The 18,607-nt window shown below is 58.7% G+C and carries 14 protein-coding genes and 1 tRNA gene; all 15 read left to right on the forward strand.

What is annotated here, in order from left to right; all coding sequences use genetic code 11:
- A partial coding sequence (locus KHO30_RS38745) for an EF-Tu C-terminal domain-related protein (RefSeq protein ID WP_483311290.1) occupies positions 1-175 on the forward strand: 175 nt, incomplete at its 5' end.
- Positions 176-240: 65 nt separating this feature from the next.
- Positions 241-316: transfer RNA gene (locus KHO30_RS38750), tRNA-Trp, on the forward strand.
- Positions 317-352: 36 nt separating this feature from the next.
- Complete coding sequence (gene secE, locus KHO30_RS38755) at positions 353-733, forward strand: preprotein translocase subunit SecE (protein ID WP_046567533.1); 381 nt, start codon at positions 353-355, stop codon at positions 731-733.
- A gap of 1 nt (position 734) precedes the next feature.
- A complete protein-coding gene (gene nusG, locus KHO30_RS38760) occupies positions 735-1,292 on the forward strand; it encodes a transcription termination/antitermination protein NusG (RefSeq protein WP_007180147.1) in 558 nt (185 codons plus the stop codon).
- A 165-nt stretch (positions 1,293-1,457) separates the two neighbouring features.
- The gene (rplK, locus tag KHO30_RS38765; protein WP_025496715.1) at positions 1,458-1,889 is read left to right on the forward strand and encodes a 50S ribosomal protein L11; all 432 of its coding nucleotides are present in this window, start codon (positions 1,458-1,460) and stop codon (positions 1,887-1,889) included.
- Positions 1,890-2,588: a 50S ribosomal protein L1 gene (gene rplA / locus KHO30_RS38770; protein ID WP_011490061.1), complete on the forward strand. Its 699-nt coding sequence runs from the start codon at positions 1,890-1,892 to the stop codon at positions 2,586-2,588.
- A 302-nt stretch (positions 2,589-2,890) separates the two neighbouring features.
- A complete protein-coding gene (rplJ, locus tag KHO30_RS38775; protein WP_054043370.1) occupies positions 2,891-3,394 on the forward strand; it encodes a 50S ribosomal protein L10 in 504 nt (167 codons plus the stop codon).
- A gap of 63 nt (positions 3,395-3,457) precedes the next feature.
- Positions 3,458-3,832, forward strand: coding sequence for a 50S ribosomal protein L7/L12 (gene rplL, locus KHO30_RS38780; protein WP_054043372.1), 375 nt, complete (start codon positions 3,458-3,460; stop codon positions 3,830-3,832).
- A gap of 370 nt (positions 3,833-4,202) precedes the next feature.
- Complete coding sequence (gene rpoB / locus KHO30_RS38785) at positions 4,203-8,309, forward strand: DNA-directed RNA polymerase subunit beta (protein ID WP_054043374.1); 4,107 nt, start codon at positions 4,203-4,205, stop codon at positions 8,307-8,309.
- Between the two features lie 21 nt (positions 8,310-8,330).
- Positions 8,331-12,569, forward strand: a complete 4,239-nt coding sequence (gene rpoC, locus KHO30_RS38790; protein ID WP_093647725.1) for a DNA-directed RNA polymerase subunit beta' — start codon at positions 8,331-8,333, stop codon at positions 12,567-12,569.
- 218 nt (positions 12,570-12,787) lie between these two features.
- Positions 12,788-14,635: a DNA helicase RecQ gene (gene recQ, locus KHO30_RS38795; protein ID WP_200650933.1), complete on the forward strand. Its 1,848-nt coding sequence runs from the start codon at positions 12,788-12,790 to the stop codon at positions 14,633-14,635.
- A 221-nt stretch (positions 14,636-14,856) separates the two neighbouring features.
- Entirely contained in the window at positions 14,857-15,237 is a 381-nt protein-coding gene (rpsL, locus tag KHO30_RS38800; RefSeq protein WP_006998493.1) for a 30S ribosomal protein S12, read from the forward strand.
- A 186-nt stretch (positions 15,238-15,423) separates the two neighbouring features.
- Complete coding sequence (gene rpsG / locus KHO30_RS38805) at positions 15,424-15,894, forward strand: 30S ribosomal protein S7 (protein ID WP_006053291.1); 471 nt, start codon at positions 15,424-15,426, stop codon at positions 15,892-15,894.
- A 134-nt stretch (positions 15,895-16,028) separates the two neighbouring features.
- Positions 16,029-18,131: an elongation factor G gene (gene fusA, locus KHO30_RS38810; protein ID WP_093647721.1), complete on the forward strand. Its 2,103-nt coding sequence runs from the start codon at positions 16,029-16,031 to the stop codon at positions 18,129-18,131.
- 47 nt (positions 18,132-18,178) lie between these two features.
- Positions 18,179-18,607: GTP-binding protein (locus tag KHO30_RS38815; protein ID WP_211704059.1), on the forward strand; the 429-nt coding region annotated here is incomplete at its 3' end.

Below are 18,607 nucleotides of genomic sequence, written 5' to 3' on the forward strand. Positions count from 1 at the left end.
CGTGACGGGCTCGATCGAGTTGCCGAAGGACAAGGAAATGGTCATGCCGGGCGACAACGTGTCGATCACGGTGAAGCTGATCAACCCGATCGCGATGGAAGAAGGTCTGCGTTTCGCAATCCGCGAAGGCGGCCGTACGGTCGGCGCAGGTGTGGTTGCCAAGATCCTCGAGTAACGCCAGAAAGTTCTCGTTGATCGGTAGTTTCGGGGTTGGCGGTGTCGTCAACCCCAAAATGGTTTAGGGGTATAGCTCAACTGGCAGAGCGTCGGTCTCCAAAACCGAAGGTTGGGGGTTCGATTCCCTCTGCCCCTGCCAACTCTCGCGCCGTATATGGCGCTTCGTTAAGGTGTTATGGCGAATCCTTCCGTCGAAACTGTAAATACATCCGGCGACAAGCTGATGCTCGTCGCGGGCGTATTGTTGGTCTTGGCCGGGTTCGTGGGGTTCTTCTGGCTCAGCGGCCAGGAATGGTACGTCCGCGGAGCCGCCTTGGCTGTTGGCGCTATCGCGGGTGTTGCAGTCGGTCTTCTCTCCGCGCCTGGCAAGGGTTTCATCGCTTTCGCCAAAGACTCGTACAAAGAAGTTCGCAAGGTTGTCTGGCCGACTCGTAAAGAGGCCACCCAGACAACGCTCGTAGTGTTCGGCTTCGTGTTCGTCATGGCGATCTTTCTTTGGATTAGCGATAAATCCATTGAATGGGCGATTTTCTCGGTGATTCTGGGTTGGAAATGATATGAGCGATACTCCGGCATCCCCGAGCGGCAAACGTTGGTACGTGGTGCACGCCTACTCCGGCATGGAGAAGAGCGTGCAACGTGCGCTTCAAGAGCGCATCGAACGTGCTGGCATGCAAGACCAGTTTGGTCAAATCCTCGTTCCGACTGAAGAAGTGGTCGAGGTGAAAGGCGGTCACAAATCGGTGACCGAACGTCGTTTCTTCCCGGGCTATGTCCTTGTGGAAATGGAAATGACAGACGAAACGTGGCACCTCGTGAAGAACACGGCAAAGGTGACGGGTTTCGTAGGCGGTGCGCGCAATCGTCCGAGCCCGATTTCCCCGCGGGAAGTCGAGAAGATCATGTCGCAAATGCAGGAAGGCGTGGAAAAGCCGCGTCCGAAGACCCTGTTCGAAGTAGGCGAGATGGTGCGGGTGAAGGACGGTCCGTTCACGGATTTCAACGGCAGCGTCGAAGAAGTGAACTACGAAAAGTCGCGCGTCCGTGTTTCCGTTACAATCTTCGGCCGCGCAACGCCGGTCGAGCTGGAATTCGGCCAGGTCGAAAAGTTGTAATCCAGAATTCTACGGGGCGCGCCGATCGGTGCGTTCCGTATTTCGCGCTTACGGTCCGCGTAATGGCCGTTGAGGAGCGTAAGTAGTCTGTCTTTCGGCGAACGCGCGCTACTACTCACTGAATGTCCGCTTGTACTAGGGCGGCGTTCCTAAGAGGTTTTCAAAATGGCAAAGAAAATCATCGGCTTTATCAAGCTGCAGATTCCTGCAGGTAAAGCCAACCCGTCGCCGCCGGTCGGTCCGGCACTGGGCCAACGCGGCCTGAACATCATGGAGTTCTGCAAGGCGTTCAACGCGCAGACTCAAGCTATGGAGCCGGGTCTGCCGATTCCGGTCGTGATCACCGCGTTTGCGGACAAGAGCTTCACGTTCGTTCTGAAGACGCCGCCGGCTACGGTTCTGATCAAGAAGGCAGCGAAGATCGACAAGGGTTCGGCTAAGCCGCATACCGACAAGGTCGGCAAGATCACCCGCGCTCAAGCTGAAGACATCGCCAAGACCAAGATGCCCGATCTGACGGCAGCTGATCTGGACGCAGCGGTTCGTACGATCGCTGGTAGCGCCCGCTCGATGGGCATCACCGTGGAGGGCGTGTAAATGGCTAAGCTTTCAAAACGTCTGCAAGCATTTGCAGCCAAGGTTGATCGTCAAAAGCTGTACGCGATCGACGAAGCTCTGTCGCTCGTGAAGGAATGCGCAAGCGCGAAGTTCGACGAGTCGATCGACGTTGCAGTGCAACTCGGCATCGACGCGAAGAAGTCGGACCAAGTGGTTCGTGGCTCGGTCGTGCTGCCAGCAGGTACCGGTAAGTCGGTTCGCGTGGCTGTGTTCGCACAAGGCGAAAAGGCTGAGCAAGCTCGTGCAGCCGGCGCAGAAGTCGTCGGTATGGAAGACCTGGCTGAACAAGTCAAGGCTGGCAAATTGGACTTCGACATCGTGATCGCTTCGCCGGACACGATGCGCGTTGTCGGTACGCTCGGTCAGATCCTCGGCCCGCGCGGCCTGATGCCGAACCCGAAGGTTGGCACGGTCACGCCGGACGTCGCGACTGCAGTCAAGAACGCCAAGGCTGGTCAGGTGCAATTCCGTGTCGACAAGGCCGGTATCATCCACGCCACGATTGGTCGTGCTTCGTTCGAGCCGACGGCTCTGCGTAGCAACCTGAACGCTCTCGTCGACGCGCTGCAAAAGGCGAAGCCGGCAACGAGCAAGGGTGTGTACCTGCGTAAGGTTGCACTGTCGAGCACGATGGGCGTTGGCGTTCGCGTCGACCAGGCATCGCTCGCAGCACAGTAATAGATTTCATCGCCTCGATGTGAGTCGAGGCGGTTTTATGGGCTTTGGGCGGTCGCAAGATGGCAGTTTGCATTGAGCGACCGGTTGTCAAAGACCGTTGGCGGGAACGCAGCAGGTAGGCGAACCCTTAATGCAAAGCCAACGCAGATGGCGAACCCGAAAAGGTTTTGTAGTGATGAAACCGTTGGATGTCCACAGCAATGTGCACATCGAGCGGTCGAAATACTCCTGACTGGTCGGACGCCGTTATTGAACGCGGTACACAAGGCGCACGCTGCGTGTATCGAATCTGGAGGTTAACCGTGCCACTCAATAAAGAAAGCAAGCAGGCCGTCGTCGCTGAGGTTGCCGCGCAAGTCGCGAAAGCCCAGACCGTGGTTCTGGCTGAGTATCGTGGGATCACGGTTGGCGATCTGACCAAGCTGCGCGCGAAAGCGCGTGAGCAACAGGTTTACCTTCGCGTGTTGAAAAACACGCTGGCGCGTCGCGCTGTTGAAGGTACCCCGTTTGCTTCTTTGGCAGAGCAGATGACCGGTCCCCTGATCTACGGCATCTCGGAAGATGCCATTGCCGCTGCTAAGGTCGTCAACGACTTCGGCAAGAGCAATGACAAGTTGATCATCAAGGCTGGTTCCTACGAAGGCAAGGTGATGGACAAGGCTGGCGTGCAAGCGCTGGCAAACATCCCGAGCCGCGAAGAACTGCTCTCCAAGCTGTTGTACGTTATGCAAGCACCTGTTTCCGGCTTTGCGCGCGCTCTGGCCGCGCTGGCAGAAAAGAAACAAGGCGAAGAAGCTGCTGCGTAACGCACTTCAGTCGAGCGTGATTGATCGCTGGCTGTATCCGAATTCAATTTAGGAGTATTTCAAATGGCAATCGCAAAAGATGACATCCTCGAGGCAGTAAGCTCGATGTCGGTTCTGGAACTGAACGAGCTGGTCAAGGCGTTCGAAGAAAAGTTTGGCGTGTCGGCAGCTGCTGTTGCAGTGGCAGGCCCGGCAGGCGGCGGCGCTGCTGCTGCTGCTGAAGAGCAAACCGAATTCACGGTCAACCTGACGGAAGTCGGCGCGAACAAGGTTTCGGTCATTAAGGCTGTTCGTGAACTGACGGGTCTCGGCCTGAAGGAAGCGAAGGACCTGGTCGACGGTGCACCGAAGCCTGTTAAGGAATCGGTACCGAAGGCTGCTGCTGAAGAAGCCAAGAAGAAGTTGGAAGAAGCCGGCGCGAAGGCTGAAATCAAGTAAGTTTCGGCGCGTTGTGCGAAGGCTGGCGGTTTTCCACCGCCGGCCTTTTTGTGCTTTGTGGGAACCATGTTTTTGTCAGCTAGTTTCGGCAAGAACAGGGGTCCCAGAAGCCAAAGAAAATCGCCTGTCGGCAATATTGACCGGCGCTTCTCTTTGTCTTCTGAAGCGACTGCAGAAGGCAAGTTTGGTCGGGTAGCGGGCAACATAGGCATCCGCTGCCGTCAGCCAGCGGTTGGTAGCGGCCAACCACCAAGCTTCTAGGCTCGTTCAAGCCATCGGACGGCCATCGGGTCTCAGTCGGTGAACACTCGGGTTGTCACATCAAGGTATCCTGCCTCGACAACAATGCCCGCCGTGATTCGGAGATCGTATGCAATATTCCTTCACCGAGAAGAAGCGCATTCGCAAGAGTTTTGCGAAGCGCCCCATCGTTCACCAAGTACCTTTCCTGCTGGCTACCCAGCTTGAATCATTCAGCACGTTTCTGCAAGCAGACACGTCGTCTACGCAACGCAAGCCGGAAGGCCTGCAGGCTGCGTTTACATCCGTTTTCCCGATCGTTTCGCACAACGGTTTCGCGCGTCTCGAGTTCGTCAGCTACATGCTGTCGCCGCCGGCATTCAACATCAAGGAATGTCAGCAGCGCGGTTTGACGTACTGCTCAGCACTGCGCGCGAAAGTGCGCCTGGTGCTGCTCGACAAGGAATCGCCGAGCAAGCCGGTCGTCAAGGAAGTGAAGGAACAGGAAGTGTACATGGGCGAAATTCCGCTCATGACGCCGACGGGTTCGTTCGTCATCAACGGCACGGAACGTGTGATCGTTTCGCAGCTGCACCGTTCGCCGGGCGTGTTCTTCGAACACGACAAGGGCAAGACGCACAGCTCGGGCAAGCTCCTGTTCTCGGCACGTATCATTCCTTATCGCGGTTCTTGGCTCGACTTCGAATTCGATCCGAAGGACGTGCTGTACTTCCGCGTCGACCGCCGTCGCAAGATGCCGGTCACGATCCTGCTGAAGGCGATTGGCCTGACGCCGGAACAGATCCTCGCAAACTTCTTCGTGTTCGACAATTTCACGCTGATGCCGGAAGGCGCGCAGATGGAATTCGTGCCGGAGCGTCTGCGTGGTGAAGTCGCGCGTTTTGACATCACGGACCGTGATGGCAACGTGATCGTCCAGAAGGACAAGCGGATCAACGCCAAGCACATTCGCGATCTCGACAACGCGAAAACGAAGTTCATCTCGGTGCCGGAAGACTATCTGCTCGGCCGCGTGCTCGCGAAGAACGTCGTTGACGGCGACACGGGTGAAGTCATCGCTAACGCGAACGACGAAATCACCGAAACCGTCCTCGAAAAGCTCCGCGAATCGAAGATCAAAGACATCCAGACGCTCTACACGAACGATCTGGATCAAGGTCCGTACATCTCGTCGACGCTGCGTATCGACGAAACCGCGGACAAGATGGCTGCACGCATTGCGATCTACCGCATGATGCGTCCGGGCGAACCGCCGACCGAAGAAGCGGTTGAGGCGTTGTTCAACCGTCTGTTCTACAGCGAAGACGCATACGACCTGTCCAAGGTGGGTCGTATGAAGTTCAACCGCCGTGTCGGTCGCGACGAAATCGTCGGCCCGATGACGCTGCAAGACGACGACATTCTCGCAACGATCAAGATCCTGGTCGAACTGCGTAACGGCAAGGGCGAAGTGGACGACATCGACCACTTGGGCAATCGTCGTGTGCGTTGCGTCGGCGAACTGGCGGAAAACCAGTTCCGCGCAGGTCTCGTGCGTGTCGAACGTGCTGTGAAGGAACGCCTCGGCCAGGCCGAAAGCGAAAACCTGATGCCGCACGACCTGATCAACTCGAAGCCGATTTCGTCGGCGATTCGCGAGTTCTTCGGTTCGTCGCAGCTGTCGCAGTTTATGGACCAGACCAACCCGCTGTCGGAAATCACCCACAAGCGCCGTGTTTCGGCACTTGGCCCGGGCGGTTTGACGCGTGAGCGCGCTGGCTTTGAAGTCCGCGACGTGCACCCGACCCACTATGGCCGTGTGTGCCCGATTGAAACGCCGGAAGGTCCGAACATCGGCCTGATCAACTCGCTGGCACTGTACGCGCACCTGAACGAATACGGCTTCCTCGAAACGCCGTATCGCAAGGTCGTGGACAGCAAGGTGACCGATCAGATCGACTATCTGTCGGCGATCGAAGAAGGCCGTTACGTGATCGCTCAGGCGAACGCGGCGGTTGCTGCTGACGGCTCGCTGACCGACGAACTGGTGTCGTCGCGTGAAGCAGGCGAAACGCTGATGGTTACGCCGGACCGCATCCAGTACATGGACGTGGCGCCGTCGCAGATCGTCTCGGTGGCAGCATCGCTGATTCCGTTCCTCGAGCACGATGACGCGAACCGCGCATTGATGGGTTCGAACATGCAGCGTCAGGCTGTGCCGTGTCTGCGTCCTGAAAAGGCCGTGGTCGGTACGGGTATCGAACGCACGGTGGCAGTCGACTCGGGTACGACGGTTCAGGCATTCCGCGGTGGTGTGGTCGATTACGTCGACGCAGGCCGTATGGTGATCCGCGTGAACGACGATGAAGCCGTTGCTGGCGACGTCGGCGTGGACATCTACAACCTGATCAAGTACACGCGTTCGAACCAGAACACGAACATCAACCAGCGCCCGATCGTGAAGGTCGGCGATATCGTGTCGCGTGGCGACGTTCTGGCTGACGGTGCATCGACCGACCTCGGCGAACTGGCTCTCGGCCAGAACATGCTGGTCGCGTTCATGCCGTGGAACGGCTACAACTTCGAAGATTCGATCTTGATCTCGGAGAAGGTGGTTGCTGACGACCGTTACACGTCGATCCACATCGAAGAACTGAACGTCGTAGCTCGCGATACGAAGCTCGGACCGGAAGAAATCACGCGCGACATCTCGAACCTGGCTGAAGTGCAACTCGGCCGTCTCGATGAGTCGGGCATCGTCTACATCGGCGCTGAAGTCGAAGCAGGCGACGTGCTGGTCGGTAAGGTCACGCCGAAGGGCGAAACCCAGCTGACGCCGGAAGAAAAGCTGCTGCGCGCGATCTTCGGTGAAAAGGCTTCGGACGTGAAGGACACGTCGCTGCGCGTGCCGTCGGGCATGAGCGGCACGGTCATCGACGTGCAAGTGTTCACGCGTGAAGGCATTCAGCGCGACAAGCGTGCGCAACAGATCATCGACGATGAACTGAAGCGTTATCGCCTCGACCTGAACGACCAGTTGCGTATCGTGGAAGGCGATGCATTCCAGCGTCTCGCACGTATGTTGACCGGCAAGGTCGCAAACGGTGGTCCGAAGAAGCTCGCGAAGGGTACGAAGATCGAACAGGCTTACCTGGAAGATCTCGACCACTACCACTGGTTCGACATCCGCCTCGCGGACGAAGAAGCAGCGGCACAGCTCGAGGCTATCAAGGACTCGATCGAACAGAAGCGTCACCAGTTCGATCTGGCGTTCGAAGAAAAGCGCAAGAAGCTCACGCAAGGCGACGAACTGCCGCCGGGCGTGCTGAAGATGGTCAAGGTGTATCTGGCTGTTAAGCGTCGTCTGCAGCCTGGCGACAAGATGGCCGGCCGTCACGGTAACAAGGGTGTGGTGTCGAAGATCGTTCCGATCGAAGACATGCCGTACATGGCCGATGGCCGTCCGGCTGACGTCGTTCTGAACCCGCTCGGCGTGCCGTCGCGGATGAACGTGGGTCAGGTTCTCGAAGTGCATCTGGGTTGGGCCGCGAAGGGTCTCGGCTGGCGTATTGCAGAAATGCTGCAACGTCAGGCGAAGATCGCAGAACTGCGCGAATTCCTGACCAAGATCTACAACGAGTCGGGCCGCGCTGAAGAGCTGGACAGCTTCACGGACGACGAAATCGTCGAACTGGCGAAGAACCTGCGCGAAGGCGTTCCGTTTGCCACGCCGGTGTTCGACGGTGCGACGGAAGAAGAAATGTCGCGCGCGCTGGATCTGGCATTCCCGGACGACATCGCGAAGAACCTCGGCATGACGCCGTCGAAGAACCAGGTGCGTCTGTATGACGGCCGTACGGGTGAGATGTTCGAGCGTACGGTGACTGTCGGCTACATGCACTACCTGAAGCTGCACCACTTGGTCGACGACAAGATGCACGCGCGTTCCACGGGCCCGTACTCGCTCGTGACGCAGCAGCCGTTGGGCGGTAAGGCGCAGTTCGGTGGCCAGCGTTTCGGTGAAATGGAAGTGTGGGCGCTCGAAGCGTACGGCGCATCGTACGTGTTGCAAGAAATGCTGACGGTGAAGTCGGATGACGTGGCGGGCCGGACCAAGGTGTATGAGAACCTGGTCAAGGGCGATCACGTAATCGACGCCGGCATGCCGGAATCCTTCAACGTGCTCGTGAAGGAAATCCGCTCGCTCGGTATCGATATCGACCTCGACCGCAACTAATCGGACTACGGAGAGAAAGCAATGAAAGCTCTGCTCGATCTATTCAAGCAAGTCCAACAGCCTGAAGTTTTTGACGCGATCAAGATCGGTCTGGCCTCGCCAGACAAGATCCGTTCGTGGTCGTTCGGTGAAGTCAAGAAGCCGGAAACCATCAACTACCGGACGTTCAAGCCGGAACGCGATGGTTTGTTCTGCGCGAAGATCTTCGGGCCGATCAAAGACTACGAATGCCTTTGCGGCAAGTACAAGCGCCTGAAGCATCGTGGCGTGATCTGTGAAAAGTGCGGCGTCGAAGTGACGCTCGCGAAGGTGCGTCGCGAACGGATGGGCCACATTGAACTGGCCTCGCCGGTCGCTCACATCTGGTTCCTGAAGTCGCTGCCGTCGCGTCTGGGCATGGTGCTTGACATGACGCTGCGCGACATCGAACGCGTGCTGTACTTCGAAGCATACGTGGTGATCGATCCGGGCATGACGCCGCTGAAAGCGCGGCAGATCATGACGGAAGAGGATTACTACAACAAGGTCGAAGAGTACGGTGACGAATTCCGTGCCGAGATGGGCGCGGAAGGCGTTCGCGAACTGCTGCGCGCGATCAACATCGACGAACAGGTCGAGATGCTGCGCACCGAACTCAAGAACACGGGTTCGGAAGCGAAGATCAAGAAGTACGCGAAGCGCCTGAAGGTGCTCGAGGCTTTCCAACGTTCGGGCATCAAGCCTGACTGGATGGTGCTCGAAGTGCTGCCGGTGCTGCCGCCGGAATTGCGTCCGCTGGTGCCGCTGGATGGTGGCCGTTTCGCGACGTCGGACCTGAACGACCTGTATCGCCGCGTGATCAACCGTAACAACCGGTTGAAGCGTCTGCTCGAACTGAAGGCGCCTGAAATCATCGTCCGCAACGAAAAGCGGATGCTGCAGGAAGCCGTCGATTCGCTGCTCGACAACGGTCGTCGCGGTAAGGCAATGACTGGCGCGAACAAGCGTCCGCTGAAGTCGCTCGCTGACATGATCAAGGGTAAGGGCGGTCGTTTCCGTCAGAACTTGCTCGGTAAGCGCGTGGACTACTCGGGCCGTTCGGTGATCGTGGTCGGCCCGACGCTCAAATTGCATCAGTGCGGTCTGCCGAAGCTGATGGCGCTCGAACTGTTCAAGCCGTTCATCTTCAACAAGCTCGAAGTGATGGGTGTCGCTACCACCATCAAGGCTGCGAAGAAGGAAGTCGAGAACCAGACTCCGGTGGTGTGGGACATCTTGGAAGAGGTGATCCGCGAACATCCGGTCATGCTGAACCGTGCGCCGACGCTGCACCGTCTTGGCATTCAGGCTTTCGAGCCGGTGCTGATCGAAGGTAAGGCTATCCAGCTGCACCCGCTCGTTTGCGCGGCGTTCAACGCCGACTTCGACGGTGACCAGATGGCTGTGCACGTGCCGCTGTCGCTCGAAGCGCAGATGGAAGCGCGTACGCTGATGCTGGCGTCGAACAACATCCTGTTCCCGGCCAACGGCGATCCGTCGATCGTGCCGTCGCAGGATATCGTGCTCGGCCTGTACTACGCGACCCGTGAAGCAGTGAACGCCAAGGGCGAAGGCCTGACGTTCACCGGCGTGTCGGAAGCACTGCGTGCTTACGAGAACAAGGAAGTCGAGCTGGCCTCGCGCGTCAACGTGCGGATCACGGAAATGGTCCACAACGAAGACAAGTCGGAAGGCGCACCGGCGTTCGTGCCGAAGATCTCGCTGTACGCGACGACCGTCGGCCGCGCAATCCTGTCGGAAATCCTTCCGCCGGGCCTGCCGTTCTCGGTGCTGAACAAGCCGCTGAAGAAGAAGGAAATTTCGCGCCTCATCAACACTGCATTCCGCAAGTGCGGTCTGCGTGAAACGGTGATTTTCGCCGACCAGTTGATGCAGTCGGGTTTCCGTCTGGCAACGCGCGCCGGTATTTCGATTTGCGTCGACGACATGCTCGTGCCGCCGCAGAAAGAACAGATCGTCGGCGACGCTGCGAAGAAGGTGAAGGAATACGACCGTCAGTACATGTCGGGTCTCGTCACGTCGCAAGAGCGCTACAACAACGTGGTCGACATCTGGTCGGCAACGTCGGAAGCGGTCGGCAAGGCGATGATGGAACAGCTGTCGACGGAACCGGTGGTCGATCGCGACGGCAACGAAACGCGTCAGGAATCGTTCAACTCCATCTACATGATGGCTGACTCGGGTGCTCGTGGTTCCGCGGTTCAGATTCGTCAGCTGGCCGGTATGCGTGGCCTGATGGCGAAGCCGGACGGCTCGATCATCGAGACGCCGATTACGGCGAACTTCCGTGAAGGCCTGAACGTGTTGCAGTACTTCATCTCGACCCACGGTGCACGTAAGGGTCTGGCTGATACGGCACTGAAGACGGCAAACTCGGGTTACCTGACGCGTCGTCTGGTCGACGTGACGCAGGATCTGGTGGTGGTCGAGGACGATTGCGGTACGTCCAACGGCGTCGCCATGAAGGCGTTGGTCGAAGGCGGTGAAGTTGTCGAAGCGCTGCGTGACCGTATCCTCGGTCGCGTGACGGTGGCTGACGTCGTCAATCCGGAAACGCAGGAAACGCTGTACGAAACGGGCACGTTGCTCGACGAAGACGCGGTCGAAGAAATCGAACGCCTCGGCATCGACGAAGTGCGCGTGCGTACGCCGCTGACTTGCGAAACGCGTTACGGTCTGTGCGCAGCCTGTTATGGCCGCGACCTGGGGCGTGGCTCGTCGGTCAACGTCGGTGAAGCAGTTGGCGTGATCGCTGCTCAGTCGATCGGTGAACCGGGCACGCAGCTCACGATGCGTACGTTCCACATCGGTGGTGCGGCATCGCGTGCAGCAGTGGCTTCGTCGGTTGAAGCCAAGTCGAACGGTACGGTTCGTTTCACGGCGACGATGCGTTACGTCACCAACGCGAAGGGCGAGCAGATCGTCATCTCGCGCTCGGGCGAAGCGATGATCACCGACGACCACGGCCGCGAGCGTGAACGTCACAAGGTGCCGTACGGCGCGACGCTGTTGCAACTGGACGGCGCGCAGATCAAGGCCGGCACGCAACTGGCGACGTGGGATCCGATGACGCGTCCGATCATCACCGAGTACGGTGGTACGGTGAAGTTCGAAAACGTCGAAGAAGGCGTGACGGTTGCCAAGCAGATCGACGATGTGACGGGTCTCTCGACGCTGGTCGTGATCGACGTGAAGCGCCGCGGTTCGCAAGCGTCGAAGACGGTGCGCCCGCAGGTCAAGCTGCTCGACGCGAACGGCGAAGAAGTAAAGATCCCGAACACCGAGCACTCGGTGCAGATCGGCTTCCAGGTCGGCGCTCTGATCACCGTGAAGGACGGTCAGCAAGTGCAGGTCGGTGAAGTGCTGGCACGTATCCCGGTTGAATCGCAAAAGACTCGCGACATTACCGGTGGTCTGCCGCGTGTGGCCGAACTGTTCGAAGCGCGCTCGCCGAAGGACGCCGGTATTCTGGCGGAAGTCACGGGCACGACGTCGTTCGGTAAGGACACGAAGGGCAAGCAGCGTCTCGTTATCACGGACCTCGAAGGCAATCAGCACGAGTTCCTGATCGCGAAGGAAAAGCAGGTTCTGGTGCACGATGGTCAGGTCGTCAACAAGGGCGAAATGATTGTCGACGGTCCGGCTGATCCGCACGACATTCTGCGTTTGCAGGGCGTCGAAGCGCTGGCGCGCTATATCGTTGACGAAGTGCAGGACGTGTATCGTCTGCAGGGCGTGAAGATCAATGACAAGCACATTGAAGTGATCGTCCGTCAGATGTTGCGCCGCGTGCAGATCGTCGATAACGGTGACACGCGCTTCATCATGGGCGAACAGGTCGAGCGCTCGGATATGCTCGACGAAAACGACCGGATGGCTGCGGAAGGCAAGATCCCGGCAACCTACGACAACGTGCTGCTCGGTATTACGAAGGCATCGCTGTCGACCGATTCGTTCATCTCCGCGGCGTCGTTCCAGGAAACGACTCGCGTGCTGACCGAAGCGGCGATCATGGGCAAGCGCGACGATCTGCGCGGGCTGAAGGAAAACGTGATCGTTGGTCGTCTCATTCCGGCTGGTACTGGTCTCGCGTTCCACAAGGCACGCAAGAGCAAGGAACTGTCCGACCGCGAGCGTTTCGATCAGATCGCAGCGGAAGAGTCGTTCGAATTCGGTACGCCGGAAACGCCGGCCGCCGAACAGCAGCACTCAGGCGAGTAAGTCCGGGCGGCGCAAGCCGCTTGGGCTCACCAGCCAGCGAAGCCGCTCAGTTTCGACTGAGCGGTTTTTTTTTGTCCCACGCACTGCGGGTGCCTCATTTTTGTGCGTTTTTTGCGGATTCGTCGGCCGAACGGCTAACGTTGTCGCAAAGCGCGGGCGCAGCACGAATGCGTTGGTAAAATTCGTGTCACCGGCATCACGCTGCTTCTCTCCAATTCATGTCCCGTCCGCTCGAAATCCTCAACGAAGTTTTTGGCTACCCCGCATTCCGAGGACAGCAGGGCGAAATCGTCGAACACGTCGCCGGCGGCGGCGATTGTCTCGTGCTGATGCCAACGGGTGGCGGCAAATCGTTGTGCTATCAGATCCCGTCGTTGGTGCGGCGCGAGGCGGGCTGCGGAGCGGGGATTGTCGTGTCCCCGCTGATCGCACTGATGCAAGACCAGGTCGCTGCGCTGAAGGAAGTGGGCGTTAGGGCCGCGTATCTGAATTCGACGCTGTCGAGCGCCGAAGCGATGGCCACTGAGCGCGCGCTGCGCGAAGGCGAAATCGATCTGCTATACGTGGCGCCGGAACGATTGATGACGCCCCGTTTCCAGGAATTGCTCGAGCGCACGCGCATCGGGTTGTTCGCCATCGACGAAGCGCACTGCGTGTCGCAATGGGGTCACGATTTCCGCCCTGAATATATTCAGCTGTCAGTACTGCACGAGCGCTTTCCGAACGTGCCGCGCATCGCGCTCACCGCGACCGCCGACGCGATCACACGCGACGAAATCATCCACCGTCTCGCGCTCGATGACGCGCGCATCTTCGTCTCCAGTTTCGATCGCCCGAACATCCGCTATCGCATCGTCGAAAAGGACAATGCACGCACGCAGTTGCTCGACTTTATTCGCGCTGAACACTCGAAACCGGACGGTACGACCGACGCCGGCGTTGTCTATTGCCTGTCGCGTCGCAAGGTCGAAGAAACGGCTGAGTGGCTGAAAGAGAAGGGGATGCGCGCGTTGCCGTACCACGCTGGCATGGAGTTCGAAATTCGCCAGAAGCATCAGGAGATGTTCCAGCGCGAGGAAGGCATCGTGATGTGCGCGACGATTGCGTTCGGTATGGGCATCGACAAGCCGGACGTGCGCTTCGTGGCTCACCTTGATTTACCGAAGAGTGTCGAAGGTTACTACCAGGAAACCGGGCGCGCTGGTCGCGACGGTATGCCGGCAAACGCCTGGATGGCGTACGGTTTGGGCGACGTTGTGCAGCAGCGCAAGATGATTGACGAGTCCGACGCCGACGACGCGCATAAACGCGTGCAGACTGGCAAGCTCGACGCGTTGCTCGGACTGTGCGAAGCGGCGACCTGCCGCCGTGTGCGGCTGCTCGCGTATTTCGGCGAGTCGAGCAAGCCCTGCGGCAACTGCGATAACTGTATCGAACCGCCCGACACATGGGACGCGACGCGCGAAGCGCAGATGGCGCTGTCATGTGTGTTCCGCGCGCAGCGGGCGAGTGGTTTTCACTTTGGTGCTGGGCACCTGATCGATATTCTGCGTGGCAACCGCAGCGAGAAGATCCTGCAGCGCGGCCACGAGAAGCTCACCACCTTCGGGATTGGGGCGGCGCTCGGCGAGCCGGAGTGGCGCGCCATTTTTCGCCAGCTCGTCGCATTTGGCTACCTCGCCGTCGACCACGAAGGCTTCGGCTCGCTGGTGCTGACCGAAGCCGCCAAAGCAGTGCTGAAGAGCGAGCAGAACGTAACAATGCGCCGCTACGTGAAGCCGACGCGTACCCGCCAGTCTTCCAGCCGCACCACTGAGCGCGCCGACCCGACGATCGGCATGGGTCCGCGCGAGCGCGCCCGCTGGGAGCGCCTGCGCGCCTGGCGCACGGAGACTGCGAAAAGCGACGGCGTGCCGGCCTACGTCATCTTCCACGACGCCACGCTGGCCGAAATTGCCCGCAACGGCCCTGATTCCATCGAGGATTTGCGTGGCATTCCGGGCATGGGCGCGCGCAAATTGGACCGTTTCGGCGACGAGTTGCTGGAAGTCGTCGGCGCCGACTAAGCGCCGGCGAGCGCAGTTTGAGGTCGGCGGGCGTGCGAAACATCGCAACCTGTTGACTCCCTTAGCATTTTCGGAATATTATGCTAGGTTCCGGTTCTTGGAATGCCTGTGTGCGAAGTCAATTCGTGCGCTGATCCCTCGGTCCGGAAGTTCGATGCGCAATCGTTTCTGCTTTGCCCGGAAACAGATGCGTCGATTTTGTTCAATTTCAGGAATAAACAATGCCAACCATCAATCAACTGGTTCGCAAAGGCCGCGCGTCGGAAACGACGAAGAGCAAGAGCCCGGCTTTGCAGGACTGCCCCCAGCGTCGCGGCGTGTGCACCCGTGTGTACACCACGACGCCGAAGAAGCCTAACTCGGCACTCCGTAAGGTTGCCAAGGTTCGTCTGACGAACGGCTTCGAAGTTATTTCGTACATCGGTGGTGAAGGCCACAACCTGCAGGAACACTCGGTCGTGCTGATTCGCGGCGGCCGTGTTAAGGACTTGCCGGGTGTGCGTTACCACATGGTTCGTGGCTCGCTGGATACCCAGGGCGTCAAGGATCGTAAGCAGGCTCGCTCGAAGTACGGTGCGAAGCGTGCCAAGGCTGGCAAGTAATTAGCCGGTCAGTGTAGTTTCAGGTCGCCTTTAAAGAAAGGCGGTAATAGCGGTGGTGCCGGAATTGCCGGTGCTGTCGAGTAAGTGGTCACCCGACCAGGCTGGTAAGTCGTTAGAGATGAATCGGGTTAGTTGGTGGCCGCGGGGCTAAAAAATAGCTCCAACTGAAAAGTTAAAGGAAGAAACATGCCGCGTCGTCGCGAAGTCCCCAAGCGGGAAGTGTTGCCGGATCCGAAGTTCGGTAACGTAGATGTAGCTAAGTTCATGAACGTGCTGATGCTCTCCGGCAAGAAGTCGGTTGCTGAGCGCATCGTGTACGGCGCTTTCGAACAGATCCAGACCAAGGGTGGCAAGGACCCGCTGGAAGTGTTCACGGTAGCGCTCAACAACGTCAAGCCGGTGGTCGAAGTTAAGAGCCGCCGCGTTGGTGGTGCGAACTATCAGGTTCCGGTCGAAGTGCGTCCGTCGCGTCGTATGGCATTGGCGATGCGTTGGTTGCGTGAAGCCGCGAAGAAGCGCAGCGAGAAGTCGATGGCCCTGCGTCTTGCAGGTGAACTCTCCGAAGCGGCTGAAGGCCGTGGCGGCGCGATGAAGAAGCGCGACGAAGTTCACCGGATGGCAGAAGCCAACAAGGCGTTCTCGCACTTCCGTTTCTAAGCTTCCCGAACCCGGGTTTAGCAGAAAAAACGGAAAGAAATTCCGGGCGGGTGCGCTTACAAAGCGCCTCGCCCGTTTGTGTTACAGCGCGATGGGTATTTTCTCGCATCGCGTCATCCCAATAGAGGATCAAAGTGGCTCGCAAGACACCTATCGAGCGCTACCGTAACATCGGTATTAGCGCTCACATCGACGCCGGCAAAACGACGACGACCGAGCGCATCCTGTTCTACACCGGCGTGAACCACAAGATTGGTGAAGTTCACGACGGCGCTGCCACCATGGACTGGATGGAGCAGGAGCAGGAACGCGGCATCACGATCACGTCCGCTGCTACCACGGCATTCTGGAAAGGCATGGCCGGCGATCGCGCCGAGCACCGCATCAACATCATCGACACCCCGGGCCACGTTGACTTCACGATTGAAGTTGAGCGCTCGATGCGCGTGCTCGACGGTGCATGCATGGTGTACTGCGCAGTGGGCGGCGTGCAGCCGCAGTCGGAAACCGTGTGGCGTCAGGCTAACAAGTACAAGGTTCCCCGTCTCGCGTTCATCAACAAGATGGACCGTACCGGCGCGAACTTCTTCAAGGTTTACGACCAGCTCAAGCTGCGTCTGAAGGCAAACCCGGTTCCGGTCGTGGTGCCTATCGGCGCGGAAGAAAACTTCACGGGCGTCGTCGATCTGCTGAAGATGAAAGCGATCATTTGGGACGACGCGTCGCAAGGCACGAAGTTCTCGTACGAAGAGATCCCGGCGGAACTGGTTGACTCGTGCAACGAGTGGCGCGAGAAGATGGTCGAAGCGGCTGCTGAGTCGAGCGAAGACCTGATGAACAAGTACCTTGAAGAAGGCGAGCTGACGGAAGCGGAGATCATCAAGGGTCTGCGCGACCGTACGATCGCTTGCGAAATCCAGCCGATGCTGTGCGGTACCGCGTTCAAGAACAAGGGCGTGCAACGTATGCTGGACGCCGTGCTCGACTTCCTGCCGTCGCCGATCGACATCCCGCCGGTTACCGGCGAGCTGGAAAACGGTGAGCAAGGTGAGCGCCGCGCTGCTGACGACGAAAAGTTCTCGGCACTGGCATTCAAGATCATGACCGACCCGTTCGTCGGCCAGCTGATCTTCTTCCGTGTGTACTCGGGCATTGTGAATTCGGGTGACACGGTGCTGAACGCGACCAAAGACAAGAAAGAACGTCTGGGTCGTATTCTGCAAATGCACGCGAACCAGCGCGAAGAAATCAAGGAAGTGCGCGCAGGCGACATCGCTGCAGCAGTCGGCCTGAAGGACGCAACGACCGGCGACACGCTGTGCGATCCGCAAAGCCCGATCGTGCTCGAGCGCATGATTTTCCCGGAGCCGGTGATTTCGCAGGCTGTTGAGCCGAAGACGAAGCCGGACCAGGAAAAGATGGGTCTGGCACTGAACCGTCTGGCTCAGGAAGATCCGTCGTTCCGCGTTCAAACGGACGAAGAATCGGGTCAAACCATTATTTCGGGTATGGGCGAGCTCCACCTGGAAATTCTGGTTGACCGGATGAAGCGTGAATTCGGCGTCGAAGCAACCGTCGGCAAGCCGCAAGTGGCGTATCGTGAAACGATCCGCGGCAAGGCGGTGGACGTTGACGGCAAGTTCGTCAAGCAGTCGGGTGGTCGCGGCCAGTACGGTCACGCGGTCATCACGCTCGAGCCGAATGAGCAGGGCAAGGGCTACGAGTTCCTGGACGAAATCAAGGGCGGTGTGATTCCGCGTGAATACATCCCGGCAGTCGACAAGGGTATCCAGGAAACGCTGAAGGCTGGCGTGCTGGCAGGCTTCCCGGTCGTTGACGTGAAGGTTCACCTGACGTTCGGTTCGTACCACGATGTTGACTCGAACGAAAACGCGTTCCGCATGGCCGGTTCGATGGCGTTCAAGGAAGCAATGCGCAAGGCTCAGCCGGTCATCCTCGAACCGATGATGGCCGTCGAAGTCGAAACGCCGGAAGATTACATGGGCAACGTGATGGGCGATCTGTCGGGCCGTCGCGGTATTGTTCAGGGCATGGAAGACATGATTGGCGGCGGCAAGATCGTTCGCGCCGAAGTCCCGCTGTCGGAAATGTTCGGCTACTCGACCTCGCTGCGTTCGCTGAGCCAAGGTCGTGCAACGTACACGATGGAGTTCAAGCACTACTCCGAAGCACCGCGTAACGTGTCGGAAGCGATCATCAACGCCAAGTCGAAGTAATCGCGCGGCAAGTCATTCAACGATTAACTTTTTGAAAGAAGAGAAACATGGCTAAAGGTAAATTCGAACGGACCAAGCCGCACGTGAACGTCGGCACGATCGGTCACGTTGACCACGGCAAGACCACGCTGACGGCAGCGATCACGACGGTGCTGACCAAGAAGTTTGGCGGCGAAGCAAAGGCATACGACCAGATCGACGCGGCGCCGGAAGAAAAGGCGCGTGGTATCACGATCAACACGGCGCACGTCGAGTACGAAACGGCTAACCGCCACTACGCACACGTCGACTGCCCGGGCCACGCTGACTATGTGAAGAACATGATCACGGGCGCAGCGCAGATGGACGGCGCGATCCTGGTGTGTTCGGCTGCAGACGGCCCGATGCCGCAAACGCGTGAGCACATCCTGCTGGCGCGTCAGGTTGGCGTTCCGTACATCATCGTGTTCCTGAACAAGTGCGACATGGTGGACGAC

The organism is Paraburkholderia aspalathi (genome assembly GCF_905220735.1).
GTDB lineage: Bacteria > Pseudomonadota > Gammaproteobacteria > Burkholderiales > Burkholderiaceae > Paraburkholderia > Paraburkholderia aspalathi.